The organism is Rugamonas rivuli, from assembly GCF_009380165.1.
Classification (GTDB): domain Bacteria; phylum Pseudomonadota; class Gammaproteobacteria; order Burkholderiales; family Burkholderiaceae_D; genus Rugamonas; species Rugamonas rivuli.
In genome coordinates this window covers 693031-718990 of sequence record NZ_WHUF01000004.1, presented here as the reverse complement: position 1 = coordinate 718990, position 25960 = coordinate 693031, and the positions used below count along the sequence as shown (strand labels likewise).

The following is a 25960-nucleotide window of genomic DNA, read 5'->3' as shown; positions in this document are numbered from 1 at the left end:
ACATCCCACCGGAGACGCCATGAACTACGAGAACATCCTCTTCGACATCACCGACGGCGTCGCCACGCTGACGCTGAACCGCCCCGATAAACTCAACAGCTTCACCCAGGCCATGCACGAGGAAGTGCGCCACGCCATGCACAAGATCAGCCACGACAAGAGCGTGCGCGTGATGGTGCTGACCGGCGCGGGCCGCGGCTTCTGCGCCGGCCAGGATCTGTCGGACCGCGCGGTGGAGCCGGGCGCGCGTCCGGTCGACCTGGGCGACTCGGTGGAAAAGAACTACGCGCCGCTGGTGCTGGCGCTGCGTGCTTTGCCGATGCCGGTGATCTGCGCCGTCAACGGCGTGGCCGCAGGCGCGGGCGCCAACATCGCGCTGGCCTGCGACATCGTGCTGGCCGCTAAATCCGCATCCTTCGTTGAAGTGTTCTGCAAACTGGGCCTGATCCCCGACACCGGCGGCACCTACTTCCTGCCACGCCTGGTCGGCAGCGCCCGCGCCATGGGCCTGGCCATGTTGGGCGATAAGCTCAGCGCCGAGAAGGCCGAGTCCTGGGGCCTGATCTGGAAAGCCGTGCCCGACGAAGAACTGGCCGCCGAAACGCAAGCCATGGCGCGCCACTTCGCCACCGCGCCGACCAAGGGCCTGGCCTTCACCAAACAAGCCTTGCATTGCAGCCCGCACCATTCGCTGCAACAGCAGCTGGCGCTGGAGTGCGAAATGATGAGCGAGCTGGGTCGCAGCGACGACTACCGCGAAGGCGTGGCCGCGTTCATGGAAAAACGCGTACCGCAGTTCAAGGGGAAATAAGATGGCCGCACTCCACACCGACCGCGCCATCGCTGTCATCGGCAGCGGCGCCATGGGCGCCGGCATCGCGCAGGTGGCAGCCGTCGCCGGCTACACCGTCAAGCTGTTCGACACGCGCCCGGAAGCCGTCGCCAAGGCCATCTCCGACATCGCCGCCGCGCTGAACAAGCTGGTGGCCAAGGAGCGCATGAGCGCCGTCGACTGCGCCGCCGCCATCGCCCGCTTGCAGGCTGCCGTCACGCTGAGCGACGTCGTCGATGCGGCGCTGGTGGTGGAAGCCATCGTCGAGAACCTCGACGTCAAGCGCGGCCTGTTCGCCGATCTGGAAACCATTGTGGCCGACGACTGCATCCTCGCCACCAATACCTCGTCGATCTCCGTCACCGCCATCGCCGCCAAGCTGCGCGTGCCGGCGCGGCTGGTCGGCATGCACTTCTTCAATCCAGTGCCTTTGATGGCGCTGGTGGAAGTGATCAGCGGCCTGGCCACCGACGCCGCCGTTGCGCAGACCGTGTACGACACCGCCGCCGCCTGGGGCAAGCAGCCGGTGCACGCCAAGTCCACGCCGGGCTTCATCGTCAACCGCGTGGCGCGGCCGTTCTACGCCGAAGGCTGGCGCCTGCTGAACGAGCAGGCCGCCGATGCTGCCACCATCGACGCCGTCATGCGCGACTGCGGCGGCTTCCGCATGGGGCCATTCGAGCTGATGGACCTGATCGGCCACGACGTCAATTTCTCTGTCACGCAATCGGTGTTCGGCGCGTACTTCAACGATCCGCGCTTTACGCCGTCGGTGCTGCAACAGGAGATGGTCAACGCCGGTTTCCTCGGCCGCAAATCGGGTCGTGGGTTTTACCGCTACGACGATGCCGCAGCCGCCGCGCCGCAGGCGCAAGCCGAAGCGGTGCAGCCGAAGCCTGAATTCGTCAGCTACACCATTGAGCCGGGTGCTGCGGTCGGGCCGTCGCACGCCATCGGAGGCGTCGTCAGCGATGCGCTGGCGGCACGCCTGCGCGCATCCGGCATCAACGTCTCGCATCGCAAAACGCCTGAAGCCCGCAGCCACGCTCCCGGCAACGACGATGCGCCGGCCTTCCACTGCAACGGCGCGGCTGTCTACCTGACCGATGGCCGCAGCGCCACCCAGCGCGCGTTGGACAGCCACCATCCGGACACAGTGCTGTTCGATCTGGCGCTGGACTACGCCACCGCAAAACGGATTGCCATCAGCCGTTCGGACCAGTGCTCGGATGATGCATACAACTCAGTGGTCGGCCTGTTCCAGTCGGCCGGCTTCACCGTCACCCGCCTGGACGACGTGCCTGGCATGGCTGTCATGCGTACCGTCGCCATGCTGGCCAACGAGGCGGCGGACGCCGTCAATCAAGGCGTTTGCAGCGCGGCCGGTGCGGACCTCGCCATGCAGAAGGGCGTCAACTATCCGCGTGGGCCGCTGGCTTGGGCCGACGCGGTCGGCATCGGCCAGATCGTCGCCGTGCTGTCCAACCTGGCCGCAGGCTATGGCGAGGACCGCTACCGCGTGTCGCCGCTGCTGCGCCGCAAGCTGGCAGCGGGAGGGCGCTTCCATGAGTAAGGTCGACGCGTTGGCGCTGGCGCAAGCCGTCGGCGCGGCCATGTACGCGAACGACCCAGCCTCGCAAGGCCTGGGCATCAAGATCGACGCCATCGCGCCCGGCTACGCCAGCATGTCGATGCCGGTGCGCGCGGACATGTTGAACGGCCATGGCAGCTGCCACGGCGGCTTCATCTTCGCGCTGGCGGACAGCGCCTTCGCCTTCGCCTGCAACAGCCACAATCTGACCACCGTGGGCGCCGGCTGCACCATCGACTACCTCGCGCCCGGCCGCCTGCACGACGTGTTGACCGCCGTCGCGCAGGAGCAGGCGCTGGCTGGCAAGAGTGGTATCTACGACGTCAAGGTCAGCAACCAGGAAGGCCGCGTGGTCGCCCTGTTCCGAGGTAAGTCGCACCGCGTCAGCGGCCATATCGTACCGCCGCAAGCCGAGTAAAGAGGAGACACCGATGGTCCAACGCATCCCGGAGCCGTCCGATCTGGAGCCGATCGAACGCGCCAGCAAGGACGAACTGCAAGCACTGCAACTGCAACGCATGAAATGGTCGCTCAAGCACGCCTACGACAACGTGCCGCACTACCGCGCCGCTTTCGACGCCGCCGGTGTTCATCCCGACGACCTGCACACGCTGGCCGACCTGGCCAAGTTCCCCTTCACCGGCAAGAAGGAACTGCGCGACAACTACCCGTTTGGCATGTTCGCCGTGCCGCAGGACCGCGTGGTGCGCGTGCACGCATCCAGCGGTACCACCGGCAAACCCACCGTGGTGGGCTACACGCAGAACGACATTGACACCTGGGCCAACGTGGTCGCGCGCTCGATCCGCGCCGCCGGCGGCCGTCGTGGCGACATGGTCCACATCTCCTACGGCTACGGCCTGTTCACCGGCGGCCTCGGTGCGCACTACGGCGCCGAGCGTTTGGGCTGCACGGTGATCCCGATGTCCGGCGGCCAGACCGAGAAACAGGTGCAGCTGATCCAGGACTTCAAGCCGTCCATCATCATGGTCACGCCGTCGTACATGTTGAACATCATCGAGGAATTCCAGCGCCAGGGCCTGGACCCTGCCGCCAGCTCGCTCAAGGTCGGCATCTTCGGCGCAGAACCGTGGACCGACGCCATGCGCAAGGAAATCGAACAGCGCGCCGGCATCGACGCAGTCGATATCTACGGCCTGTCCGAAGTGATGGGGCCTGGCGTCGCCAGCGAGTGCATCGAGAGCAAGGACGGCCCGGTGATCTGGGAAGACCATTTCTACCCCGAGATCATCGACCCAGACACCGGCGAAGTGCTGCCCGACGGCGAAGAGGGCGAGCTGGTATTCACCTCGCTGAGCAAGGAAGCGCTGCCCATCATCCGCTACCGCACGCGTGACCTCACGCGGCTGCTGCCCGCCACGTCGCGCTCCATGCGCCGCATCGGCAAGATCACCGGCCGCTCGGACGACATGTTGATCATCCGCGGCGTGAACGTCTTCCCGACCCAGATCGAAGAATTGATCTGCAAGATGCCCAAGCTGGCGCCGCAATATCAGCTTGTCATTTCACGCGACGGCCATCTCGACAAGCTGGACGTGCTGGCCGAGCTGCGGCCCGAAACGCCGGCCAGCGAAACCGAGGCACTGGCACGCGAACTGGAACACCACATCAAAACCTATGTCGGCGTCACCACCAAGGTGCGCCTGCTGGCCCCCAACGGCATCGAGCGCACATTGACGGGCAAGGCCCGCCGTGTGGTGGACCAGCGCCCTAAAACTTAAGGAGATTTCGTGAACGACGCTTTCATCTGTGACGCCATCCGCACCCCATTCGGCCGCTACGGCGGCGCCCTCGGCGGCGTGCGCGCCGACGACCTGGCCGCGCTGCCCATCGCCGCGCTGATCGCCCGCAATCCCGGCGTCGACTGGGCCAAGGTCGATGACGTCTACTACGGCTGCGCCAACGGCGCCGGTGAAGACAACCGCAACGTCGGCCGTATGGCGGCGCTGCTGGCCGGCCTGCCGGTCGACGTCCCCGCCAACACCATCAACCGCCTGTGCGGCTCTAGCCTGGACGCGGTCGGCATTGCCGCGCGCTCCATCAAGGCCGGCGAAGCGCAGCTGGTGATTGCAGGCGGCGTCGAAAGCATGACGCGCGCTCCCTTCGTCATGGGCAAGGCCGACAGCGCCTTCTCGCGTGCCGCCAAGATCGAGGACACCACCATCGGCTGGCGCTTCGTCAACCCGCTGATGAAAGCCAAGTACGGCATCGACAGCATGCCGGAGACTGCCGAAAACGTCGCGCAGGAATTCGGCATCAGCCGCGCCGACCAGGATGCGTTCGCGGTGCGCAGCCAGCAGCGCTGGGCCGCAGCCCATGCGGCCGGCGTGTTCAAGGATGAAATCGTGCCGGTCACGCTGGTGCAGAAAAAAGGTGATCCGAAGATCGTCGATACCGACGAGCATCCGCGTCCGGATACCACGGTCGAGATGCTGGCCAAGCTGAAAGGCGTAGTCAAGCCGGATGGCAGCGTCACCGCCGGTAACGCCTCGGGCGTCAACGACGGCGCGTGCGCGATCCTGCTGGCGTCGGCCGCCGCCGCCGAGCAGTACGGCCTGCGCAAGCGCGCCCGCGTGCTGGGCATGGCGACCGCCGGTCTGGCGCCGCGCATCATGGGCTTCGGTCCATCGCCGGCGTCGAAGAAGGTGCTGGCGCAGGTTGGCCTGACCATCGAGCAGATGGATGTGATCGAATTGAACGAAGCCTTTGCGGCACAGGGACTGGCCGTCACGCGTGATCTCGGCCTGGCCGACGATGCTGCGCACGTCAACCCGAACGGCGGCGCCATCGCCATCGGCCATCCGCTGGGCGCATCCGGCGCGCGGCTGGTGCTGGCGGCGTTGAACCAGCTGGAACGCACCGGCGGCCGCTACGCGCTGTGCACCATGTGCATCGGCGTAGGACAAGGCATCGCGTTGGTGATCGAACGCGTATAACCGTCGTTGCTCTCCCAGAGCAACGACCTCCCGCGCAGGCGGGAGTCCATGCTGAGTATAGATTCCCGCCTGCGCGGGAATGACTCCGACGAGGAACGAAGATGGTCAAGGTCTACGAAATCAACGGCGTCACCCCGGTGGTCCATCCGACCGCCTACGTGCATCCCAGTGCGGTGCTGATCGGCGACGTCATCGTCGGCCCGCGCTGCTATATCGGCCCGCTGGCCGCGCTGCGCGGCGACTTCGGCCGGCTGATCCTGGAGGAGGGCGCCAACCTGCAGGACACCTGCGTCATGCACGGCTTCCCCGGCGCCGACACGGTGGTCGAACGCGACGGCCATATCGGCCATGGCGCCGTGCTGCATGGCTGCCGCATCGGCCGCAACGCGCTGGTCGGCATGAACAGCGTGGTGATGGACAATGCCGTCATCGGCGCCGACAGCATCGTCGCCGCGATGAGCTTCGTCCGCGCCGGCATGGAAGTACCGCCGCGCAGCCTGGTGGTTGGCACGCCGGCCAAGGTGGCGCGCGAACTGCGCGACGACGAGATCAAATGGAAGACCGAGGGCACCGGCCAGTACCAGGAGCTGGCGGTGCGCTCCATGAACACCATGCGCGAAGTGGAAGCGCTGACCGCAGTGGAGCCGGACCGCAAGCGCGTCGAGTGGGAAAGCTCGCTGCCGCTGCACCTGCATAAAAACGCCCAAGCATAGACAATCGAACGGAGATAAAGATGGCATCAACCCTGCAAAGCTGGATCGGCGGCCGATGGATAGGCGCCGAAGCATCGGCGCCGCTGCACAGCGCCTTGAACAACTCGGTGATCTACCACACCCACGCCGAGAAGATCGACTTCGACGAAGCCGTCACCTACGCCCGCAAGACCGGCGTGCCGGCGCTGATGAAGCTGGACTTCCAGCAGCGCGCCGCGCGTCTGAAGGCGCTGGCGCTGTACCTGGCCAGCCGCAAGGAAGAGCTGTACGCGATCTCGCACCTGACCGGCGCCACCCGCGCCGACAGCTGGGTCGACATCGAAGGCGGCACCGGCACGCTGTTCGCCTACGCCAGCATGGGCAGCCGCGAGCTGCCGTCGTCCAACGTGCTGCACGAAGGCCCGGCCATGGCGCTGGGTAAGAACGGCGGCTTCTCCGGCACCCACATCCTGGTGCCGCGCGGCGGCCTGGCAGTGCACATCAATGCCTTCAACTTCCCGATCTGGGGCCTGCTGGAGAAATTCGCACCGAGCTTCCTGGCTGCCATGCCGTGCATCGGCAAACCCGCCTCCGCCACCAGCTACCTGACCGAAGCCGTGGTACGCATGATGCATGATTCCGGCCTGCTGCCGGAAGGGGCGCTGCAACTGGTCATCGGCAGTACCGGCGACCTGCTGGACCGCCTGGGTGGCGCCGACGTCGTCACCTTCACCGGTTCCGCCGACACCGCCGCCAAGCTGCGCACCAACCGCAACCTGATCGCCAATTCGGTGCCGTTCACCGCCGAAGCGGACTCGCTCAACTGCGCCATCCTGGCGCCGGATGTCACGCCGGACGATGTCGAATTCGACCTGTTCGTCAAGGAAGTGGCGCGCGAGATGACCGGCAAGGCCGGCCAGAAATGTACCGCCATCCGCCGTATCATCGTGCCGGAAAATATGGTGGACGCCGTCGGCACGCGCTTGCGCGAGCGCCTGGCCAAGGTCAGCGTCGGCGATCCGTCGGTGGAGGGCGTGCGCATGGGCGCACTGGCCTCCAAGGACCAGCAGCGCGATGTGGCGGAGCGGGTCGAACTGCTCGCACGCGGCAACGAGGTGCTGTTCAGTGAGCGCGACGGCTTTAAGCTCGTTGGCGACGGCGTCGCCAACGGCTCCTTCTTCTCGCCGACGCTGCTGCTGTGCCGCGACGGCATGCGCAACGACGCCGTGCACGACATCGAAGCCTTCGGACCGGTCAGCACCATCATCAGCTACAACGGCATCGACGAAGCGCTGGCCCTGGCCGCGCGCGGCAAAGGCTCGCTGGTTTCCACTCTGGTGACGAAGGATCCGGCCACCGCCGCCTACGCGGTGCCGATGGCGGCCGCCTCGCATGGCCGCGTGCTGATACTGGAGCGCGAAGCTTCGGTCGACTCCACCGGCCATGGCTCGCCGCTGCCGCAGCTGAAGCACGGTGGCCCTGGCCGTGCAGGCGGCGGCGAAGAACTGGGCGGCATCCGCGCGGTGCGCCACTTCCTGCAGCGCGCTGCGGTGCAAGGCTCGCCGACGATGCTGGCCGCCGTCACCGGCGAGTACGTGCGCGGCGCCAAGGTGCAGGAGAGCGAAGTGCACCCGTTCCGCCGCTACTTCGAGGATCTGAAGATGGGCGACTCGCTGCTGACGCACCGCCGCACCGTGACCGAAGCGGACATCGTCAACTTCGGCGGCGTCTCGGGCGATTACTTCTACATGCACTTCGACGACATCGCCGCCAAGGACACGCAGTTCGGCAAGCGCATCGCGCACGGCTACTTCGTGCTGTCGGCGGCGGCGGGGCTGTTTGTTTCGCCTGCGCCTGGTCCGGTGCTGGCCAACTACGGTCTGGACAACCTGCGCTTCATCACGCCGGTGGCCATTGGCGACACCATCCGCGCGCGCCTGACCTGCAAGCGCAAGGTGGACCGCAACCGCACCGACGACAAAGGCGTCGGCCAGGGCGTGGTCGCATGGGATGTGCAAGTGACCAACCAGAACGACGAACTGGTGGCCAGCTACGACATCCTGACGCTGGTGATGAAGCGCGCCTGAAAGTAGTCTCTGGCGGTTACTGGTTCGCCGGTTCCAGCGCCGCCAGCAGTTTAATCAGCCCACTGTCCAGCAGCGCGAGTTCCGCCGGGTTCAGGGGCGACAGTATCGTGCGTTCGTTGTCGACGTGCGCGGCCACCGCGCGCTCGATCAGTTCCAGCCCGGCCGGGGTTAGCCGCACCAGCAGGCTGCGGGCGTCGGCGGGGTTGGGCATCCGCTCGACCAGCGCGCTCGCCTCCAGCCGCTGCAGCCGGTGAGTCATCGTGCCGGAGGTGATCATCATCGCCGAAAACAGCGCGGTCGGCGCCAAGCAGTAGGGCGCACCGGATCGCCTGAGCGTCGCCAGCACATCGAATTCCCACGCACCCATTCCAAATTCGGCAAAGGTCGCGTCCAGCCTGCGTTGCAGCAGCGCGGCGCAGCGCTTCAGCCGTCCTATCGTCGCCATGCTCGCCACGTCCAGGTCGGGACGCTCCTGGCGCCATTGCGCCACGATGGTGTCCACGGCATCCATCGCTCTTTCATTCGACATCGCACACTCCAATTTATCTTGACATCAAGATTGTTTTTGATCAGACTTTCATTTTATCTTGAAGTCGAGACAAACGCCATGAACGAGAAAAGCACGACATCGTCCTTGATCACCACACTGACCACCGCGCTGGCGCCGGCCATCTGGGGATCGACCTATATCGTCACCACCCAGCTACTGCCGCCGGACCGGCCTTTCATCGCGGCGCTGCTGCGCACCCTGCCGGCCGGCGTTCTGCTGCTGATTTTTGTGGGGCGCCTGCCGCAGCGTGCCGAATGGGGCCGGCTGGTAGTCCTGTCGGCGTTGAATATCGGCTTTTTCCAGGCGCTGTTGTTCATCGCGGCCTACCGTCTGCCGGGTGGCTTGGCGGCGGTGGTCGGCGCGATCCAGCCGCTGCTGGTCATGGGCCTGGCCTGGCTGCTGGAGCGGCGTCCGCCAGCGCGGCTGGCCGTGGGCGCCGGCGTGCTGGGCGTGCTGGGGATGGCGGTGCTGCTGCTCTCGCCCGGTGCGGTCTGGGATGCGGCCGGCATTGCGGCGGCGCTGGCCGGTGCAGCCTGCATGGCTGCCGGCACTTATCTGACGCGCCGCTGGCGCAGCGAACTGCCTGTGCTGGCCTTGACCGGCTGGCAATTGCTGCTTGGTGGCCTGATGCTCGCGCCGCTGGCCGTGCTGGTTGATCCACCGCTGCCGGCGCTCGACGCGGTTCAGGTGCTGGGCTATGCCTACCTGTCGTTGGCCGGTGCCCTGCTGGCCTATGCCTTGTGGTTCCGCGGGATCGCCCGCTTGTCGCCGGTGGCGGTGTCCTCGCTGGGTTTGTTGAGCCCCTTGGTCGCGGTGGTGCTGGGCTGGGCCCTGCTCGGGCAGGCGATGAGCGGTCTGTCGCTGGCCGGGCTGGCCACGGTGCTGGCTAGCATCCTGGCGGTACAGCGGGGTTCCGCGCAGCGCCGCTGATACGCACACTTCAATCAACCATAGAGAGTATCAAATGAACGTCAAACACCTGATCGAATCGCGCATCTCCGCCAATCGCTTCGATACGGGCCGCGCGCTGAGCGACGCCGACATCTCAGAGCTGGTGCGCATGGCGACGCTGGCACCGTCGGCCTACAATTTTCAGAACTGGAAATTCATTGCGGTGCGCACGCCGCAGGCGAAGGAACGCCTGAAGGCGGTCGCCTTCGCCCAGCAGAAGGTGGCCGATGCGCCAGTCACCTTCATCATCGTCGGCACACTGGCCGCGCACGAAGGCCTGTCGCAGGCATTGAAGCCGTCGGTCGACGCCGGGATCATGCCGCAGAAGGTCGCCGATGTGTGGGTCGGTATGGCGCAAGATACGCACCCCGGCAATCCGCAGTTGCAGCGGGACGAAGCGCTGCGTTCCGGTTCGCTGGCGGCGATGACGATGATGCTGGCCGCCGAGGGCATGGGCCTGGCCAGCAGCGCCATGAGCGGATTCGATGCCGCCGGAGTGAAACGCGAATTCAAGCTGGGCGAGGCCGACGTGCCGGTCATGCTGCTGTCGATCGGCTACGCCGCCGCCGGCAACTGGCCGCAGAAAGTGCGCAAGCCGCTGCGGGAAGTGATGGAGTTCGCCTGAAGCGCAACGGCGCCGGGGACTGGATTTTCCCAGCGCGTCAGAGCAAAATGCTGACTACTTCCTCACGACAGGCAGCAAACATGGCGCAGACGTTTCACAAGCAGTCGATTGGCTTCAATCCCTTACTGAGCACGCGCGACTGGACGGTGTGGGGCTGCATACTGGCCGGATGTCTGGCGGCCGGCCTGCTGTTGAACCGATGGATGCCGAACGAGATGGTGCGGGATATACTCATCGGCAGCGTCATTGGGCAACTGCCGTCGCTGCTGACGTGCCTTCCGGTGCGCGGCACCGTGAATGCGGCGGGCGAGACGGCCTTCATGGGCCGCGTGCAGCAGTTCGGTTTCGTCCCGTCCGGTGAAACCGACGAAGGACGCATCTTCAACCACAAGGGGCCACGCTGGCTGCGCTGGGACTCCAACCGCATCGTGATCCGCTCCGCCGGCGACGTCCTGCACGTCACCGCGCCGCTGTACTTCTACCGGCAGCTCAAGCGCGTGCAGAAATAGGGAATCGCTCAATCTCCCGTTTCTGCCTCCAGCGCCGCCTGTAGCCTGGCCATGGCGTCTTCCGTCACTTCCGCAGGCGTGTCCTCGACGAACCTGGCCTTGCGCGCAGCATAGTCGAGAAAGCGCGCCTGGTTGACGATCGCCGCACCTTGTGTTCTGGTGCCTGTACCCATCAAGCTGGTCGCCCATCCACGAACCCTGTCGATGTTGGCGCCTTGGGTAATCGGCGCCATCAAAACGCGGCCCTGTTTGTTCGATTCAGAGTTAGACAGGACCAGTGCCGGCCGCATGCCATGGATCTCCGTTCCTACCGTCGGGTCCATGGAAATCATATAGATTTCGCCCTGCCTGGGGCAGCGCCGCTTCATCGTTCGGAACCTGCTGGACGCATGTTTTCCCATGCCTGAAGATCGTCGGGCATAGGCGCTTTGAGATTGCACTGGGCATTGAGTTCCGCAGCCGTCGGGCGCGTGCGTTTTGCCTTGATGAGCAAGCCGTCCGGCGTCGCCTGCAGTGATACGGTCTGACCCACGGAGAAGCCCATGAGGCGCAATATGGCCGGCGGCAGAGCTACTCCAACGGAATTTCCCTGTCGGCGTATGGTCGCTTCTGTCTCCATGATTCCTCCAATCAAAGTAATACCATGTAAGACTAGGCCGTTGAAAAGCAGCCGTCAAACATAGTATTACCTTGCTTGCGAAGGATCAAGCGTGCAAGCCGAATGGATCGTCGATGCTGTGCGCCGGTTCGGTGAACCATTTCGGGCCGTTCTCTGTCATGTAGAAATGGTCTTCGTGGCGCACGCCGAATTCGCCGGGGATGCAGATCATCGGCTCGTTCGAGAAGCACATGCCCACGTCCAGCGGCGTCTTGTCGCCGCCGACCAGATACGGCCACTCGTGAATATCCAGACCGATGCCGTGGCCGGTGCGATGCGGCAGGCCTGGCAGCTTGTAGCCGGGACCGAAACCGTCTGCCTCCAGCGAACGGCGCGCGGCCATGTCCACCTGCTCGCACGGCACGCCCAGCTGCGCCGCTTCGAACGCCGCCAACTGCGCCGCCTTCTCGCTGTTCCACACCGAACGCTGACGCGCGCTGATTTCGCCGTACACATAGGTGCGCGTGATGTCGGAAATGTAGTTGTGCAGTTTGCAGCCTGTGTCGATCAGCACAGTGTCGCCAGCTTGCAACGTTTGCACATAGCTCACGCCATGCGGATAGGCGGTCGCTTCGCCGAACAGCACGATCACGAAGTACGAACCGGACGCGCCGACCTTGCGGTGCGCGCGGTTGATGAACTCTTCCACTTCGACCGTGGTGATCCCCTCGCGCAGCATGCTGGCGGTGGCCACGTGCACGGCCAGCGTCATGTCCTTGGCGCGCTGCATCAGCGCGATTTCGTTGGCGGACTTGCGGGTGCGGCAGTGCGCCGTGACTTGGCGCGCGTTCTCCAGCGCATAGCCATCGGCCAGCGGACGGATGCCGTCGTAGATAAAGAAGGCCGCGCTTTCGCAGATGCCGATGCGCGGCGCCGTACCGCCCGCCGCAGCAGGCGCGATCCCCATGCGCTTGAGCGTATCGACGAACAGCTGGTATGGGCTCTCGTGCTCATGCCAGGTGTTGACGCTGCCCTCGACCACCATGAAGTCCTTCAGCGTGCTCTCTTCGAAAGCAGGGGCGATGTACTCCACCGCGCCGCTGGCCGGCAGGATGGCGCCGACCATGCGTTCGCTGGCGTGCCACTTGGTGCCGGTGAAGTAGGTCAGGTTGGAACCGGCGTTGACGTAGATGGCGGCGATGCCCTGGTCGCGCATGTAGGCCTGTGCGCGCGCCAGGCGCTGGAGATGCTCGTCCTTGCCGATAGGGACCGCGCCTGCGGTCATGTTGGACAAGGAGGCCAATGCCTCTTCTATGGTTTTTCCGCCAATAGTCATTTTTATATCCCTGGATTGATTTGCGTGGCCGCACGGATCTTTTGTCTGCGCTAGCCAACGATCATAACAGTTTTGACCGCGCGGCCAAGTCATAGACAGGTAATACGCCAATGCTAGTGTGCCGAATTCCGCATCCACTTTCAGGACTCGTTTATCATGCCGCTTGCCCTCATTTCTCGCCCTCGTCAATTGCTGATTCCAACTGCCATTGCCATTCTGCTGACCGCTGTCGCCTGCGGCGGCGACCAGCCCGCAGCGGTCGTCGTGCCTCCTGTACCGAGTGGCCGCTGGATCGCCGGCGACCTGCACACCCACACCACGCAGTCGCCGGACACGGATGTCACGCAGACGCTGGACAAGGTGCTGACCAAGGCCTTCACCACCTATGGCCTGGACTGGATGGCCGTCAGCAATCACCTGCGCCTGTCGTCGCGCGACGAGAAGGGCGCGGCGCTGCCGGCGGCGATTCCGCTGTCGACCGGCGTCGAACGTTATGAAATCCCACGCGTGCAGGCCTTGCAGGCCGCCGGCACCTACGCCGACAAACTGATTTTCTCCGGCTTCGAATGGGATATGCCGACCCACGACCATATCGGCATCGGCCTGTTCGAAGGCAGCGACAAGCTGGCCTCCAGCACCAAGGGCATGAAGGAATTCGAGTACCTGTTCACCACCCGCGACCCGGCGCTGTTCGACGCCGCCGATGTCGCCGCATGGAAGTCCAAGTACGGAACCACCCGCTACAACGCCACGGCCGACGACGCGCTGAAGGCGATCAGCTGGTTGAAGGACAACTACCCGGACACCAGCTACGCCGTAGTCAACCACCCATCGCGCAACAAGGGCAGCTACACCGTCGACGACTTCCGCCGCTTCAACGACATCGCACCGAACATCGTCTTCGCCATCGAAGGCATGGTCGGCAACCAGATGGAACCGGATCGCGGCGGCTACACGGCTGCCTACACGCCGGAGAACGCACCGCTGCGCGCCTACGGCGGCGTCGATTACGTTGTCGCCAAGGTCGGCGGCGTGTGGGACGCGCTGCTCGGCGAAGGCCGCCGCATCTGGAACCTGACCGATTCGGATACTCACTTCAAGATCGTCGGCAACAGCAGCAGCGGTTACTTCCCCGGCGAGTATGCGAAGAACTATGTCTTCAACGGCGCACAGGGCAAGCCCGCAGCGAAGGATCTGCTGCAAGGCCTGCGCTCCGGCAAAATGTTTTCGGTCTACGGGGATCTGATCAACGCGCTGGACTTCAACCTGGCCAGCAAGGACGACCGCAAGGAGATGGGCGGGGAGCTGAAGGTCGTCAGCGGCGACAAGGTGACGATCACGATCCGCTTCAAGTCGCCGACCAGGAACAACTACGAGAAGCCGGTGGACAGCGGCACCGCCGCCAACGTCAAGCCGGTGGTCGATCACGTCGACCTGATCGTCGGCGACGTGGCCGCCAAGGCCACGCCGGGCAGCGCCGCCTACAGCGTCGCCACCAACGCCAGCACGCGCGTGGTGAAGCGCTTCACCAGCGCGGACTGGAAGGTCGATGCGGACGGCTACTTCAGCATCAGCTACGAAACCACCGTCAGCAAGAACCAGTACTACCGCCTGCGCGGCACCAACCTGGGCACCGATGTCGCCGGCCTGACCCAGGATGGCGAACCGCTGGCCGACCAGCGCACCGGCACCGCAGACAACACGGCGCGCTTCAACGACATCAACGACCGCAACTACCGCAGCCTGTGGTTCTATTCGAACCCGGTGTTCGTCAGCCTGCGCTGACCTCCATCGCCTACTGGGCGATCAGGCTGACGTTGTCGAGAACGAAGGAGGTCTGCTTGCTGCGGTCCTCCCGCATGACGAACGACAGGGTCACCGTCCGACCCTTGTAGGCGGACAGGTCGAAGGTGCGGATCTGGTAGCCGTCGGCGGCATCCAGGTTGGTGTACGTCGCCAGCGTACGCAGCACCGAGCCGGTGCTGCTTCTCACCGTCACCGTCAGCTTATCGTAGGGGAAGGGCTTGACCTCATCGGTGTCGATATGCAGCGCGTAGGCCAGCGTTGCCGACGCTGCGCCCGCAGGGATGGTCACGGACTGGGTCAGGGTCTCGATCGCAATGCGGCCGTTACCACCGAGCCAGGCGTAGCGCGTGCCTTCGTAAGGTGACTGCCCTTCGAAGTCGCCGATCACGCCGGTGGTGCCATGCCAGCCGGTGGTGCCGTTCTCGAAGCCGCCGTTGGTGACAAGGTCGGTGCCGCCGCCGCTCCTGACGGTCAGCATCGCCTTGGCCGACGTGGCGCTCTTCACCGGCGACGATGCGTCGCTGACGACGGCATTGAACGTCGCGCCGTTGTCGGAGGTCTGCGCGGTCAGCGAGTAGGCTGGCGCGTTGGCGCCGGCGATTTCCGATCCGTCGCGGAACCACTTGTAGCTGTAGGGCTGCGTGCCGCCGCTGGCGCCTACGTTGAACGACGCGGTGGCGCCTGGCGCGACGGTGACGTTGGCCGGTTGCGTGGTGATCGTCACGTCGCCGCCGGTGGTGGATTCATCGATGTCCGCGCCGACGTTGATCGCCGCATAAGCGCGCGTGACGGCGATGACTTCTTTCGAACCTGCGCCGTACAGCTCCTGCGCCGACGCCAGCACCTTGGCGCGCGCATCGGCGTAGTTGGTCGACGAGGTGAACTTGGTGGTCAAGGATTTGAACCAGATGCGGTAAGCCTTGTCGTTGCCGATGCCCGTCATCGCGGCGGGACTCTTCACCAGGTATTTGCTGTAGTAGTCGGAGGCCGGATCGCTGCTGGAACCCTGCGACAGGAAGTAGAACATGCGGTTATTGGGTCCGCTGGAATAGTGCACGTCCAGGTATTTGATGGAACTGCTCCACGCATCGGGGCTGCGGCCATCCTTGCTCGGCTTGTACAGCCAGCGCAGCGGCTGGCCGGATTTGCTGATCTCCTTGCCCATCATCCAGTCGTTGCCGCTGGCCGGGATCGTGGTGCCGGTGCCGCCGTTGCGCGCGTAGGCTTCCACCATCTCGCCGCCGATGTCGGAGTTCGATTCGTTCAAACCGCCGGATTCGCCGGAGTAGGTCAGGTCCGCCGTCGACGCGGTGACGCCGTGCGACATCTCGTGTCCGATTACGTCGATGGAGCCCAGGCTGTAGAAGCTGTCGCCGTCGCCGATGTACATGCACTTGCAGCTGTCGTCGTAGAAGGCGTTGTCGTACTGGGTGTCGACGTGGGCGGCGATGTAGGTGGAGGTGTTGTTACCGTCCAGTGAATGCCAGCCCAGCGCGTTCTTGTTGGCGTCGTAGGTGTTCATCAGGCCCCACAGCGCGTTGACTGCGGCGGTCTGGCCGTTGGCGTTGGTGGTGCTGCCGCCGTTGATGTACTGCTGGCCGTCGCCCCAGGTGTTGGTGCTGTTGGTGTAGATGTTGCCCGGGTCGGGATTGTTGGCCGAGCTGTGGTTGGCGTTGGTGATCGCCATGCCGCCGTACTTGCCGCCTATGCCGCGCGTATCGTCCAGCATCTGATAGACGCCGCCGGACTGCGAGGTATTGATCGGCACCACGCCGTTGTACTGGCTGTTACCCGTGCCGACCACCGTTTTCAGCGCCTGCCACTGCGCGATGATGTTGCCGTTCTTGGCGTTGACGACGGTGTCGTAGTAGAGCGGCTTGCCGTCCAGCGCCAGGCGCAGCTTGACGTAGTAGGCCAGTTCGTAGCGCTCCACCACTTCCTGCAGGTCCAGCGCATTGAGCTCGGATTCCGGCTTGCCGGCGGCCGATGGCACCCGCTCCGTTTTCACGATGGGGTAGAGCAGTAGTTCCGCGCTGGGTTCCCAGCGATATGTGCCGCGAGGCGCGATGGAGTTGACCGCTACGGTGATGGCGTCGCCGGCGCTCAGCGTCGGCACGAGGTCGGAGACGGCGGAGGGGGCGAGGCCGGTCCCCAGTTTGTTGCGCCGGTCGGATGCGGAGACACTGACAATGCTGCCGGCGGCGTTGGTGACGATCACCGACTCCGAGCCGAACACGCGCAAGCCTTTGTAGGTATGCTGGGCGCGGACGATCTTCTGTCCCACCACGCCCGGATGCAGGCTGCTGAGGCGGAAGCTCAGCTCCGGCGCCAGGCCGCGCGCGGCATCCATCGCCGTCAGCGTGGCCACCAGTCCGGAGCTCTGTTGCGGCGAGAGCGTATTGACCGGTGGGGCCATCAGTTTGTCTGCCGCGAGCGTCGCGGTGGCGGCCATCATCGACGTCGCGGCGGCGACGGCGGTGGTGACGGTTAGCAGGCGTGTACGCAGGATCATATCGTCCTCCCAATTTCGATCATTCCAGCTGGCATCGAATGATGTCGCCGATTCCGCGTGGCGGATGAATCACGCTAGAGCGTGGAAGGGCGGGAGGTTCTGTCTTATATCAACAAGTCGGCAACAAGTCAGCGTTTCGCTTCGGCGGTCAGCTGCACCGTGAACAGGTCGTACGGGTAGGTGAACACCCAGTCGGCGTAGCGGGTCTTCTTTGCCAGGCCGGTGTCGTCGTCGTCGAAGTTGTTCTGCTTGACGGGCCGCTGCGTGGAGGCCGAGCGGATGCCGACGATGCGGCCCTGCTGCCGCACCAGCACCCAATCCGGCTTGCCGGTGACGGGGTCGTTGTACAGCCGGCGCAGATGGCGCTTGGCGGCTGGGAAGCGCGGGTCTTTCAGCAGCTCGTCCAGCGTCAGCGGATACTGGCCGGCGCCATTGGCCTTGGTGTAGCTCTCCAGCGCGTGACGGAACTCGTGGCCGATGAACAGCAGCTCGCGCTCCTTGTCGCGCCGCATGGCGGTCGTGTACAGGCCTGCGGCGATGGTCAGGCCCACGCCCATGAAGGCCACCAGCATCAGTGTCCACAGGTAGGCGAAGCCGCGCTGACGCCTAGAGCTGTTCGAACGGGATGCCATCGCGGGTCTTTCCTTTGGCGCCGCTGCGGATGTCGGCCACGCCGGGCTTCTCGGCGTCGGCGGAAGGCAGCAACTGCCAGGTGGTTGCCGATTCCGTCACCGGGTCCAGCGGCACTTTGCGGAAGTAGCGCTGCGCGACCAGGTCCGCCAGCGCTGCCGGGTACTCGCCCTTGTCGGCGTAGTATTTGTCGATGCCGCTGCGGAGCACTTGCAGGTTCTCCCTCAGCGCGACTTCCTTCGATTTGTCGACCGAGCTGAAATAGCGCGGCAGCGCGATGGTGAGCAGCAGCGAAATTATCGCCAGCACCACCAGCAGTTCGACCAGCGTGAATCCCTTGTTGTGCTTCATGGCGTCACCATTGTTTGAGGGGGATGCCGTTCAGCCCCAGTATTCCGGAGCGGGAGCTGACATCGAATACGTCTTCGCCTTCGGATGGATTGTCCGGTGGCGATGCATAGGAGCGCATGGCCCAGCTACCGTCGGCCGGCGCGAACGGGTCGCGAGGGATGCGGCGCAGGAAGTACATATTCTGCTTGCGCGGGCTGCGCTGGTCCGGCACGCCGGCGACGAGGTCTTCCAGTTTTTTCGGATAGCCCGAATCGCCCATCGCCAGCTTGATGCGGCCATTGTCGGCGGCGCGCTTGTAGGCGTCGATGGCTTCGCGGATTTCGATCAGCGCGGCGCGCAGTTGGTGTTCCTTCTCGCGCTGCAGCGCTACCTGCGCCATCGGCGCCGCCACCATCGCCAGCGTGGCGAGGATGGACAGCGTGATCATCAGCTCGATGAAGGTGAATCCGCCTTGGGCCTTGCGCAGCATGATTACTGGCCTTTCTTCGGCGGCGTGTAAGGCTGCGGGTTGACCGGTTCAGGCTTGGTGGATGGCGCGGGCGGCGTGCCGCCGCCGGTCATGCCCGAGCCACCTGTCATGCCCGAACCGCCTTCCATCGACGGCGCTGCGGGCGCCAGAGCCGGCGCGGTGTCGCGTGGCGAGGGCGCCATGTCGGCCGCCGTGTCGGGCACCACCGCCAGCGTCGTGCCGATCTGGCTGCGGCCGCCGATGTCTGTCTCGGTGCCGGAGTTGAACTCCGCCGCCGACAGCTCCGGCCTGCGGATCGAACGCAGCACGCGCGGCGTGATCGACAGCACGATCTCGCTGCGGGTCGAATCGTCCTTCTGGTTGCCGAACAGGCGGTTCAGCATCGGCAGGTCGCCCACGCCGGGTATCTTGTTGGCGGTGGTGCGGTCCTCGTCGCTGATCAGGCCTGCCAGCACCTGCGTCTCTCCGTCCTTCAGCCGCAGCACGGTGGCCGCGCTGCGCGTGCCGATCTGGTAAGCCTTGGTGCCGGATTTGCTTTCGATTTCCTTGACCACGCTGCTGACCTCCAGGTTGATCTTGATCGCCACCTCGTCGTCCAGGTAGACGTTGGGTTCCACGTCCAGCTTCAGGCCCACGTCCACGTAGTTCACGCTGTCCGAGCTGACGCCGTTGTTGGTGGTGACGGTGATCACCGGCACGCGGTCGCCGATCAGCACCTTGGCCTTGTCCTTGTTGCGCACGCGGATGCGCGGGTTGGCCAGGATATTGCTGTCGGTGTCGTTCTTGTTGGCGTTGATGGTGACTTTGCCTAAACCCAGGCCGATATTGGCGCCGTTGATCTTGCGCAGGTCGCCCACGTTCAGCGTGCCGTACGCGCCGCTGCCCAGCAGGGTCAGGCCGACGCTGTCCGGCCAGCTGACGCCCAGCTCCTGGATGCGCGAACGCTTCACTTCCAGCACTTCCACCTCCAGCATCACCTCGGGGTCGGCCACGTCCTGCACGGCGATGATGCGTTCGGCCATGCGTATCATCTCCGGCGTGTCGCGCATGATGATGGTGCCGATGCGTTCGTCGGTGACGATGTCGCGCGCCTTCAGCAGCGTCTTGAGCGAGAACGCCACCGTCTTCACGTCGGAGTTCGCCAGGAAGAAGCTGCGCACCAGCAGCTGCTGGTAGTCCTTCTGCTTCTGCGGGTTGTTCGGGTAGATGGTGATGGAGCGGTCGCCGGTGATGCTTTGCTCCAGCTGGCTGGCGCTCAGCAGCATGCCGATGGCTTCTTCGATGCTGGTGTCGCGCACCGAGATGGTGGCGCGCAGGTTGGGGTCGACGTCGCGGTCGAAGACGAAGTTCAGGCCCGATACCTTGCTGATGAAATCGAAAACGGCGCGCATGGGGGCGTCGCGGAACTCCAGCGTTACCGGCTTGCGGTAGGCCGCCGCCAGGCGTCCTGCGGCGGGTCGCAGGCGGGTCTGGGCGTCGCTGACCTGGGTCTTGAGCCGCAGCAGTTCGCGTTGATTCGGGCGCTCCACCAGCAGTGGGCGCAGCAGCTCCTGCGCCTGCGCCAGGTTCGCCTCACCGCCGCGCTGGAGCAGGGCCTCGGCCTCGCCCATGGTTTTCTGGTGGCGTTGGTCCTGCGCCAGCGCCGTGAGGCCCTGGCGCGCTATCTGGTTGGCGGGATCGATGGCCAGCGCCTGCTCGTACTGTGCACCGGCTTCGGTGGCCTGGCCTTTCAGGCGCAGCGCGTCGGCACGGCTGTTCATCGCGCTGACCAGTTTGAGTTTTCGGTTCAGCAGCACGATGCGGTACTCGGCGTTGTGCGGATCTTCACGCGATGCCTGTTCCAGCTTGGCCAGGCCCAGGTCGACCTGGCCTGCATCCAGCAGGGCGTTGCCTTCCTTGAAGGTCTGGCTGCCGGCGCAGGCGGTCAGCAGCAGCGTGACGGCCAGGATGTGCAGGCGGTGTGCGGTGGATTTCAATTGATGTCCCCTACGACTAAGGTTTGTTTCTGATTGAGCGGCAGATAGACGAAGTTCATCGCATTGCCGCTGACGCTGTCGAGCAGGTAGCTGTCGTTGACCTTTTCGCCGGGACGGGCGACGACGTTCTGACCGTCGATTTGCAGGAAGTAAGCGGTCTGGCCTTCGTCCGTGAAGCGGCCGAGGAACTGGAAGGGCAGGGCTGGCGGGCCGGGTGGTGCGCTGGCCTGTTGCGCCACTTGCTGCGCCTGCGCCTGTTCCTGCATGACTTTCTTCGGCGCTTCCGGCGCCCAGCTTTGTTTGGCGAAGATGTTGCCCATCTCGTCGTCGGCGACGCGGGGATGGATTTGCAGGTCGATGCCGTCTGCGCTGGCCGTTGAGGCGGAGGCGGAGGCTGCGGCAATGGTGACGGGAGCGGCCACCGGTGCTGCGGGCGTTGCGGGCGCAGGACCGGCTTCGCGCGTGGTGGCGGCTGCGGGGCCGACCACGCCGCCGTCCTGGTCGGGCGCGAACCACGCGGCGATCAGCGTGGCGACGGCGGCGGCGCCGATGACGATTTTTCTCATCGACGCTTCTCCTGCCGCACCAGCAGCACGAACTGGATGCGGGCTTCGATGTCGCCGGATTCGATCTGGTCGCGCTTGAAAGCGACCGAGTCGAGCGTCAGCGTCGGCAGCGCTTGGAGCGCACCGATGATGAAGCCCTGCACGCTCGCATAGTCGGATTTGACGGGCAGCGTGATGTGGTAGCGCAGGAAGCCGGCCTTGCCGTCCATCTCGGGCTTGTACTCGGCCTTGTTCAGCGCGATGCCGCTTTGCTCCGCCACCCGCACCAGTTCCTTGAGCTGGTCGGGAATCAGGTCGTGCGCGGGCAGGTAGGCGTAGAAGGCAGCCACGCCGCCGGCGGCGGTCGGCGCCACTGGATGTGGTATGGCTGCCGCGCGCGCGGCGGCGTTGAGCTGACGCGTCAGCACTGCCTGGCGTTGGTCGAGCTGCGTCGCGTGCCATTGCGCCAGCACGGCCAGCAGCGCGCAGGCGATGCCGGCCACCGCACCGGGACCGGTCTGCCGCAGCAGGCGGCGCGTTTGCCACGCCAGCCTGGGGACGAGGTTGGGCGCGAGCTTCAGCTTGGGCAGCGCGCCGGATTTCATTGCCGCCATTGGGCCTCCAGCTGAAAGTGATAGGGCCGCTCACCGGCGCCTGCCGCCATCTCGTGCTTGACCAGGTACACGGAGCGGAACATCGGCTGCTGGTTGAGGAAGGCCAGGTAGTTGATCATGTCTTGCGCGGTCTCCGCTTCGGCCGCGATTTTCAGTGCGCCGGAGGGCGTGGTGGTTTCGGCGTTCTCCTGCGGCGGTTGGCCGTTGAGGTCCAGGGCCAGCAGGGCGACGCGCACGTCGGCCGGTGCGACGATGGCTTTGATCAGCCGCGTCACCGGCAGGTTGAGCTGGCGGACGGCTTCGGCTACCGCCTTCACTTGCAAGTCCTGCTCGTGCTGTTGTGCCGGTGCCAGCGTGGGGCGCGTCAGTCGTGCGGGTTGCGTGGCGGCCGATTGCGCGTCCAGCCGCGCTTCCAGGCGGCTTACGGTTTGCAGCTGCGAGATCCAGTTGCCTGCGGCCGGCAGCAGCATCAGCACGCCGATGGCCAGCAGGGCCAGACGCCAGCCGGTGGGCTGCGCGGCGCGCGGCAGGAAGTTCAGACGCGTCATGCCGCCACCTCCGGCGTTGCTGCGGGCGCGGGCTGCTGCGCTGCTGATCCGGTGACGGTGGCGCGCTCGCCGAACGGATTGGCGCTCAGCACGAAGCGCGATGGCAGCGCCTCCGGCACCAGATGCAGCGCGGCGGACGGCGCCAGTGCCAAGGCTGGCGACAGCGCGCTGAGGTCCGTCACTGCGACCGTCGCGATGCCCGCCAGTTCCGGTGCGCGCAAGGTCCAGCGCTGCCAGGCTTGCGTCAGTTCGAGCCGCCATGCTTCGCTGGCGGGCTGCGACTGGATTGCGACGATGCGCTTGTCGCGCAGCGCCGCCATGGTGATGCGGCCCGGCTCGACCAGCGCCAGTGCTCCGCACGGCGCATCTGCCTCCATCGTGCGCAGCGCTGTGCCCAGCAGCGGCTCGATCACGCGGCACGCATGGCCGCATTCGGCCGCTACGTCCTTCAGGGCTTGCAGCAGTGTGCTGTCGACGCCGCAAACGAGGCGCGTGTGGCCGTAGGGCGCGTCGTCGCCGACCACGCTCCAGCCGCGCGCATTGTCGCCATACAGGGCCGCCAGCTGCGTTTGCAGGAAGCGGCCGGCCGATGGTTCTGATAGCAGCGCGTCGCTCCACGGTGCCAGCACCAGCTGGCTCCAGCGACCCGACAGGCTGATTTCCAGCGGCAGCCTGGCCGCTGCGATGGCGGGCTGCTGTAGCAGCTCGCGCAACGCATCGACGCTGGCCTGCCAATGGCTGCCCGCGCCGGCAACGGCGATCTGCTGCGCGCTGCCTTCGACCAGCCGCGTGCCGTGGCGGACCACGCACAGCAACTGCTGCGGCGACAGCAGCACGCGCAGGCGGCGCCGCATCAAGGGGAACAGACGTTCAGTAAGTGACACGGTTCAGCTCCAGTAAAGTCGTTTCTCCCTGCCGCACCAGATCCAGCCCGGCGCTGCGCGCCAGCCGGAAGCCCATGGTCGCGGCTTCTTCCTTCATTCGGCTCACCGGCGCACGGGTGCAGATCATTTCGCGCATCGCGTCGTTCAGCATCAGCACTTCGGCCACGGCCTTGCGGCCTTTGTAGCCGGTGCCCCGGCAATGGCCGCAGCCGCTGCCTGCCTTGAAGCGCCAGTCGCGCACGGCGTCGGCGGTCAGGCCGCTGTCGGCCAGGTCTTGCGGATCGGGCGCCACGTCCACCGCGCAGTGCTCGCAGTTGAGGCGCAGCAGGCGCTGGGCCACGATGCCGTTCAGCGCCGCCGCAAAGCTGTACGGGTCCACGCCCATGTGCAGGAAACGGCCCACCACGTCGAACACATTGTTGGCGTGGACGGTGGTGAACACCAGGTGGCCCGTCAGCGAAGCCTGCACTGCAATCTGCGCGGTTTCGTCGTCGCGGATTTCGCCGATCATGATCTTGTCCGGATCGTGGCGCAGGATGGAGCGCAGCCCACGCGCAAAGGTCAGCCCCTTCTTTTCGTTGACGGGGATTTGCAGCACGCGTGGCAGCCGGTACTCGACCGGGTCTTCGATGGTGACGATCTTGTCGCGGCCCGTGTTGATCTCGGTGATGGCGGCGTACAGCGTGGTGGTCTTGCCGGAGCCGGTGGGGCCGGTGACGAGCAGCATGCCGTGCGGCTTGGCGGCCAGCCGGCGTATCTGCACGATGGCGTCGTCGTTCAGGCCCAGGCTTTCCAGCCGTAGCGCGGCGGCGGCCTCGGTCAGCGCGCGCCGGTCCAGCAGGCGCAGCACCGCGTCCTCGCCGAAGATGTTGGGCATGATCGAAACGCGGAAGTCGATCTCGCTGCCTTTCACTCGTACCTTGAAGCGGCCGTCCTGCGGCACGCGGCGCTCGGCGATGTCCAGCTCCGCCAGCACCTTGATGCGCGAGATGATCTGCTCCGCCATCTGCAGGCCCTGCACCGTGCCGGCCTGCACCAGCACGCCGTCCACGCGGTACTTGATGACCAGGCTGGCGGCGTCGCATTCCAGGTGGATGTCGCTGGCCTGGAACTTCAGCGCGTCGTAGATGGTGGAGTTGACCAGCTTGACCACCGGGCTGCTGTCTTCGCTGATGCGTATCAGCGAGATGTCCTCGATGGTCTGGTCCAGGTCCGCCAGCTCGCCGTGGCTGCCGTCCTCCATCATGTCCTGCATGGCTTGCTGCACGCTCTCCTGCTGCACCAGGTAGGCGGTCAGGTCGTCGGGATGCGCCAGCGCCACCGTGTAGGCGCAGCCGATCGCGTAGCCGGCCCATTGCAGCGTATCCTCGGCGAAGGGATTGCCGATGACCAGCACCGCAGTACCGGCGCCGGCGCCGTCGGCCTCGCGCAGCAGCACGCAGTCGCGCTGCGCGCAGTCGGTGTAGGACAGCAGGTCGAAGGCCGGCAGCGCCGCCTGCAGTTTGCTCATCGGCCAGGCCGGATAGCAGAACAGGGTAGCCAGCTGGCGCGTCAGCTCTTCCGGCGTCAGGCCGCTGGCCTCCTGCAGCACCGCCATCGTCGGGCGGCCCTGCGCCAGCGCGGCGCTGCGCGCGCCGTGCAGCATCTCGGGGCTGAGCACAGCCGGTTCGCGTGCGTTCATGACAGGCTCCCCGCCAATTCGAAAATCGGCATGTACATCAATACGACAACGCCGCCGATCACTACGCCGATCAGCGTCATCAACACAGGTTCGAGCAGGCGCGAGGCCCAGTCCACCCAGCGGGCGAATTCCTCGTCGTGGAACTTGGCCGAGCGCTCCAGCATGTCGCCCAGGCGGCCGGTGTTCTCGCCGACCTTGAGCAGCGACTGCGCCACCGGCGTGGCCAGCGCGTTCTGTTCCAGCGCGGTGGAAAACGGCAGGCCCTGTTCGACCGCGCGGCGCGTCTGCACCAGCTGCACCTGCTGCTCGGGCAGCAGCATGGCGTTGGTCATCGCCAGCGCCTTCGACAGTGGTATGCCCGCGTGCAGCAGCAGCGACAGCGCGCGGTAGAAGCGCGCCAGGCGGAATTCGGCGGCCTTGGCCGACAGCACCGGCAGGCGCAGGATGGCCAGCACCAGCTTGCGGCGCATGGCGGCGTTGCCCAGGCCGAGCACCACGCCCAGCACCACCGCGCCCAGCGCGCCGGCGCACAGCCACGGATGCGCGGCCAGCGTCTGGCCGAAGGACAGCAGCATCTGCGAGGCCCACGGGATTTCGCGCCCCGAGCTTTCGTACACCACGCTGAACTTGGGCACCACGTAGCCCATCAGGAACAGCGTCACCAGCGTGCCCACCACCAGCAGCATGGTCGGATAGATGGCGGCCGAGACCAGCTTCTTGCGGATGGCGTCGAACTGCAGCTGGTAGCCGACGAAGCGCGCCAGCGCCTCCGGCAGATTGCCCGAGCGCTCGGCCGCGTGCACGGTGGCGACATACAGGTCGGGGAAGACGGCCGGGAAGTCGGCCAGCGTATCGGAGAAGCTTTTCCCCTGTTGCAGCGAGCGCTGGATGGCGGCCAGCGTGGCGCGCGCGCCGCTGCGGGTTTCCTTGTTCAGCAAGGTGGCGGTGGCTTCGCTCAGGTTCAGGCCTGCTTCGAGCAGGGCCAGTAGCTCCTGGCTGAATTGCAGCAGCGGGAAGGGCTGCTTGCTCAGGCGCGCAGGCGCGCTCGCCCCCGCACCGGTGGATTCGGTACTGCCGATGGCCAGCACGCGCCAGCCGTTGCGCGCCGCCTGGCGGATCGCCTCGGCCTCGCTGGCGGCATCGATCGCTATGGTTTGCGGGCCGGATGGCCCGCCCTGCACTTGGAGATGGAACTGCATTGCATGCGTACTGCCTT

Annotated in this window: 26 protein-coding genes; 11 read left to right on the top strand and 15 right to left on the bottom strand. The window is 65.6% G+C overall.

Annotated elements, in window-relative coordinates; genetic code table 11:
• Positions 1 to 19: 19 nt before the first annotated feature.
• From paaG to paaZ, 7 genes are all read left to right on the top strand, one after another.
• Positions 20 to 811, top strand: coding sequence for a 2-(1,2-epoxy-1,2-dihydrophenyl)acetyl-CoA isomerase PaaG (gene paaG / locus GEV01_RS18210; RefSeq protein WP_152806909.1), 792 nt, complete (start codon positions 20 to 22; stop codon positions 809 to 811).
• Position 812: 1 nt separating this feature from the next.
• Positions 813 to 2405 (top strand): 3-hydroxyacyl-CoA dehydrogenase PaaH, encoded by a 1593-nt coding sequence (paaH, locus tag GEV01_RS18205; protein WP_152806907.1) that lies wholly within the window; start codon positions 813 to 815, stop codon positions 2403 to 2405.
• Positions 2398 to 2841 (top strand): hydroxyphenylacetyl-CoA thioesterase PaaI, encoded by a 444-nt coding sequence (paaI, locus tag GEV01_RS18200; RefSeq protein WP_152806905.1) that lies wholly within the window; start codon positions 2398 to 2400, stop codon positions 2839 to 2841. Before paaH ends, paaI begins: the two co-directional genes overlap by 8 nt.
• Before the next feature lie 13 nt (positions 2842 to 2854).
• Positions 2855 to 4165: a phenylacetate--CoA ligase PaaK gene (paaK, locus tag GEV01_RS18195; protein ID WP_152806903.1), complete on the top strand. Its 1311-nt coding sequence runs from the start codon at positions 2855 to 2857 to the stop codon at positions 4163 to 4165.
• 9 nt (positions 4166 to 4174) lie between these two features.
• On the top strand, positions 4175 to 5380 hold the full coding sequence (gene pcaF / locus GEV01_RS18190; RefSeq protein WP_328595547.1) for a 3-oxoadipyl-CoA thiolase: 1206 nt from the start codon (positions 4175 to 4177) through the stop codon (positions 5378 to 5380).
• A gap of 101 nt (positions 5381 to 5481) precedes the next feature.
• Positions 5482 to 6093 carry a phenylacetic acid degradation protein PaaY gene (gene paaY, locus GEV01_RS18185; protein WP_152806901.1) on the top strand — a complete coding sequence of 204 codons (612 nt, stop codon included), beginning with the start codon at positions 5482 to 5484 and terminating at the stop codon, positions 6091 to 6093.
• A 20-nt stretch (positions 6094 to 6113) separates the two neighbouring features.
• Positions 6114 to 8159: a phenylacetic acid degradation bifunctional protein PaaZ gene (gene paaZ / locus GEV01_RS18180; RefSeq protein ID WP_152806899.1), complete on the top strand. Its 2046-nt coding sequence runs from the start codon at positions 6114 to 6116 to the stop codon at positions 8157 to 8159.
• Between the two features lie 16 nt (positions 8160 to 8175).
• On the opposite strand, the gene GEV01_RS18175 is transcribed toward paaZ, so the two are convergent.
• Complete coding sequence (locus tag GEV01_RS18175) at positions 8176 to 8688, bottom strand: MarR family winged helix-turn-helix transcriptional regulator (protein ID WP_152806896.1); 513 nt, start codon at positions 8686 to 8688, stop codon at positions 8176 to 8178.
• Positions 8689 to 8766: 78 nt separating this feature from the next.
• On the opposite strand from GEV01_RS18175, the gene GEV01_RS18170 reads away from it, so the two are divergent.
• The 3 genes from GEV01_RS18170 (at position 8767) to GEV01_RS18160 (ending at position 10794) form a co-directional block, all read left to right on the top strand.
• A complete protein-coding gene (locus GEV01_RS18170) occupies positions 8767 to 9639 on the top strand; it encodes an EamA family transporter (RefSeq protein ID WP_152806894.1) in 873 nt (290 codons plus the stop codon).
• A gap of 34 nt (positions 9640 to 9673) precedes the next feature.
• The gene (locus tag GEV01_RS18165) at positions 9674 to 10285 is read left to right on the top strand and encodes a nitroreductase family protein (protein WP_152806893.1); all 612 of its coding nucleotides are present in this window, start codon (positions 9674 to 9676) and stop codon (positions 10283 to 10285) included.
• Positions 10286 to 10365: 80 nt separating this feature from the next.
• A complete protein-coding gene (locus tag GEV01_RS18160) occupies positions 10366 to 10794 on the top strand; it encodes a hypothetical protein (protein ID WP_152806891.1) in 429 nt (142 codons plus the stop codon).
• An 8-nt stretch (positions 10795 to 10802) separates the two neighbouring features.
• Here the strand turns inward: GEV01_RS18160 and GEV01_RS18155 are convergent, their stop codons facing one another.
• The 3 genes from GEV01_RS18155 to GEV01_RS18145 form a co-directional block, all read right to left on the bottom strand.
• Complete coding sequence (locus tag GEV01_RS18155; protein ID WP_152806889.1) at positions 10803 to 11162, bottom strand: type II toxin-antitoxin system PemK/MazF family toxin; 360 nt, start codon at positions 11160 to 11162, stop codon at positions 10803 to 10805.
• Complete coding sequence (locus GEV01_RS18150) at positions 11159 to 11413, bottom strand: AbrB/MazE/SpoVT family DNA-binding domain-containing protein (RefSeq protein ID WP_152806887.1); 255 nt, start codon at positions 11411 to 11413, stop codon at positions 11159 to 11161. Before GEV01_RS18150 ends, GEV01_RS18155 begins: the two co-directional genes overlap by 4 nt.
• Positions 11414 to 11498: 85 nt before the next feature.
• Positions 11499 to 12728, bottom strand: coding sequence for a M24 family metallopeptidase (locus GEV01_RS18145; protein ID WP_152806885.1), 1230 nt, complete (start codon positions 12726 to 12728; stop codon positions 11499 to 11501).
• 156 nt (positions 12729 to 12884) lie between these two features.
• Between GEV01_RS18145 and GEV01_RS18140 the strand changes: the two genes are divergently transcribed.
• On the top strand, positions 12885 to 14513 hold the full coding sequence (locus GEV01_RS18140) for a CehA/McbA family metallohydrolase domain-containing protein (protein ID WP_152806883.1): 1629 nt from the start codon (positions 12885 to 12887) through the stop codon (positions 14511 to 14513).
• Positions 14514 to 14523: 10 nt separating this feature from the next.
• On the opposite strand, the gene GEV01_RS18135 is transcribed toward GEV01_RS18140, so the two are convergent.
• The 11 genes from GEV01_RS18135 to GEV01_RS18085 all read right to left on the bottom strand — a co-directional run bounded on the left by GEV01_RS18135 (position 14524) and on the right by GEV01_RS18085 (position 25943).
• The gene (locus GEV01_RS18135; protein ID WP_152806881.1) at positions 14524 to 17046 is read right to left on the bottom strand and encodes a M4 family metallopeptidase; all 2523 of its coding nucleotides are present in this window, start codon (positions 17044 to 17046) and stop codon (positions 14524 to 14526) included.
• 128 nt (positions 17047 to 17174) lie between these two features.
• Entirely contained in the window at positions 17175 to 17678 is a 504-nt protein-coding gene (locus tag GEV01_RS18130) for a type II secretion system protein (protein ID WP_152806879.1), read from the bottom strand.
• Complete coding sequence (locus GEV01_RS18125; RefSeq protein WP_070272447.1) at positions 17653 to 18027, bottom strand: type II secretion system protein; 375 nt, start codon at positions 18025 to 18027, stop codon at positions 17653 to 17655. The genes GEV01_RS18130 and GEV01_RS18125 overlap by 26 nt, the downstream gene beginning before the upstream one ends.
• A gap of 4 nt (positions 18028 to 18031) precedes the next feature.
• A complete protein-coding gene (locus GEV01_RS18120; RefSeq protein ID WP_152806877.1) occupies positions 18032 to 18496 on the bottom strand; it encodes a type II secretion system protein in 465 nt (154 codons plus the stop codon).
• Between the two features lie 2 nt (positions 18497 to 18498).
• Complete coding sequence (locus tag GEV01_RS18115; RefSeq protein ID WP_152806875.1) at positions 18499 to 20472, bottom strand: secretin and TonB N-terminal domain-containing protein; 1974 nt, start codon at positions 20470 to 20472, stop codon at positions 18499 to 18501.
• Positions 20469 to 21038 carry a hypothetical protein gene (locus tag GEV01_RS18110; protein ID WP_152806873.1) on the bottom strand — a complete coding sequence of 190 codons (570 nt, stop codon included), beginning with the start codon at positions 21036 to 21038 and terminating at the stop codon, positions 20469 to 20471. The genes GEV01_RS18115 and GEV01_RS18110 overlap by 4 nt, the downstream gene beginning before the upstream one ends.
• Positions 21035 to 21631 carry a hypothetical protein gene (locus GEV01_RS18105; RefSeq protein ID WP_152806871.1) on the bottom strand — a complete coding sequence of 199 codons (597 nt, stop codon included), beginning with the start codon at positions 21629 to 21631 and terminating at the stop codon, positions 21035 to 21037. Before GEV01_RS18105 ends, GEV01_RS18110 begins: the two co-directional genes overlap by 4 nt.
• Positions 21619 to 22179, bottom strand: coding sequence for a hypothetical protein (locus GEV01_RS18100; protein ID WP_152806869.1), 561 nt, complete (start codon positions 22177 to 22179; stop codon positions 21619 to 21621). Before GEV01_RS18100 ends, GEV01_RS18105 begins: the two co-directional genes overlap by 13 nt.
• Entirely contained in the window at positions 22176 to 23063 is an 888-nt protein-coding gene (locus GEV01_RS18095) for a hypothetical protein (RefSeq protein ID WP_328595546.1), read from the bottom strand. Before GEV01_RS18095 ends, GEV01_RS18100 begins: the two co-directional genes overlap by 4 nt.
• The gene (locus GEV01_RS18090) at positions 23050 to 24744 is read right to left on the bottom strand and encodes a GspE/PulE family protein (RefSeq protein ID WP_152806867.1); all 1695 of its coding nucleotides are present in this window, start codon (positions 24742 to 24744) and stop codon (positions 23050 to 23052) included. The genes GEV01_RS18095 and GEV01_RS18090 overlap by 14 nt, the downstream gene beginning before the upstream one ends.
• A complete protein-coding gene (locus tag GEV01_RS18085) occupies positions 24741 to 25943 on the bottom strand; it encodes a type II secretion system F family protein (RefSeq protein WP_152806865.1) in 1203 nt (400 codons plus the stop codon). The genes GEV01_RS18090 and GEV01_RS18085 overlap by 4 nt, the downstream gene beginning before the upstream one ends.
• Positions 25944 to 25960 lie beyond the last annotated feature (17 nt).

What these genes read in the sequence shown, in the direction of transcription:
- paaG (WP_152806909.1), top strand. Translation starts at nt 20, where the DNA reads ATGAACTACGAGAACATCCTCTTCGACATCACCGACGGCGTCGCCACG.
- paaH (WP_152806907.1), top strand. Translation starts at nt 813, where the DNA reads ATGGCCGCACTCCACACCGACCGCGCCATCGCTGTCATCGGCAGCGGC.
- paaI (WP_152806905.1), top strand. Translation starts at nt 2,398, where the DNA reads ATGAGTAAGGTCGACGCGTTGGCGCTGGCGCAAGCCGTCGGCGCGGCC.
- paaK (WP_152806903.1), top strand. Translation starts at nt 2,855, where the DNA reads ATGGTCCAACGCATCCCGGAGCCGTCCGATCTGGAGCCGATCGAACGC.
- paaY (WP_152806901.1), top strand. Translation starts at nt 5,482, where the DNA reads ATGGTCAAGGTCTACGAAATCAACGGCGTCACCCCGGTGGTCCATCCG.
- paaZ (WP_152806899.1), top strand. Translation starts at nt 6,114, where the DNA reads ATGGCATCAACCCTGCAAAGCTGGATCGGCGGCCGATGGATAGGCGCC.
- GEV01_RS18175 (WP_152806896.1), bottom strand. Translation starts at nt 8,688, where the DNA reads ATGTCGAATGAAAGAGCGATGGATGCCGTGGACACCATCGTGGCGCAA.
- GEV01_RS18170 (WP_152806894.1), top strand. Translation starts at nt 8,767, where the DNA reads ATGAACGAGAAAAGCACGACATCGTCCTTGATCACCACACTGACCACC.
- GEV01_RS18165 (WP_152806893.1), top strand. Translation starts at nt 9,674, where the DNA reads ATGAACGTCAAACACCTGATCGAATCGCGCATCTCCGCCAATCGCTTC.
- GEV01_RS18160 (WP_152806891.1), top strand. Translation starts at nt 10,366, where the DNA reads ATGGCGCAGACGTTTCACAAGCAGTCGATTGGCTTCAATCCCTTACTG.
- GEV01_RS18155 (WP_152806889.1), bottom strand. Translation starts at nt 11,162, where the DNA reads ATGAAGCGGCGCTGCCCCAGGCAGGGCGAAATCTATATGATTTCCATG.
- GEV01_RS18150 (WP_152806887.1), bottom strand. Translation starts at nt 11,413, where the DNA reads ATGGAGACAGAAGCGACCATACGCCGACAGGGAAATTCCGTTGGAGTA.
- GEV01_RS18145 (WP_152806885.1), bottom strand. Translation starts at nt 12,728, where the DNA reads ATGACTATTGGCGGAAAAACCATAGAAGAGGCATTGGCCTCCTTGTCC.
- GEV01_RS18140 (WP_152806883.1), top strand. Translation starts at nt 12,885, where the DNA reads ATGCCGCTTGCCCTCATTTCTCGCCCTCGTCAATTGCTGATTCCAACT.
- GEV01_RS18135 (WP_152806881.1), bottom strand. Translation starts at nt 17,046, where the DNA reads ATGATCCTGCGTACACGCCTGCTAACCGTCACCACCGCCGTCGCCGCC.
- GEV01_RS18130 (WP_152806879.1), bottom strand. Translation starts at nt 17,678, where the DNA reads ATGGCATCCCGTTCGAACAGCTCTAGGCGTCAGCGCGGCTTCGCCTAC.
- GEV01_RS18125 (WP_070272447.1), bottom strand. Translation starts at nt 18,027, where the DNA reads ATGAAGCACAACAAGGGATTCACGCTGGTCGAACTGCTGGTGGTGCTG.
- GEV01_RS18120 (WP_152806877.1), bottom strand. Translation starts at nt 18,496, where the DNA reads ATGCTGCGCAAGGCCCAAGGCGGATTCACCTTCATCGAGCTGATGATC.
- GEV01_RS18110 (WP_152806873.1), bottom strand. Translation starts at nt 21,038, where the DNA reads ATGAGAAAAATCGTCATCGGCGCCGCCGCCGTCGCCACGCTGATCGCC.
- GEV01_RS18105 (WP_152806871.1), bottom strand. Translation starts at nt 21,631, where the DNA reads ATGGCGGCAATGAAATCCGGCGCGCTGCCCAAGCTGAAGCTCGCGCCC.
- GEV01_RS18100 (WP_152806869.1), bottom strand. Translation starts at nt 22,179, where the DNA reads ATGACGCGTCTGAACTTCCTGCCGCGCGCCGCGCAGCCCACCGGCTGG.
- GEV01_RS18090 (WP_152806867.1), bottom strand. Translation starts at nt 24,744, where the DNA reads ATGAACGCACGCGAACCGGCTGTGCTCAGCCCCGAGATGCTGCACGGC.
- GEV01_RS18085 (WP_152806865.1), bottom strand. Translation starts at nt 25,943, where the DNA reads ATGCAGTTCCATCTCCAAGTGCAGGGCGGGCCATCCGGCCCGCAAACC.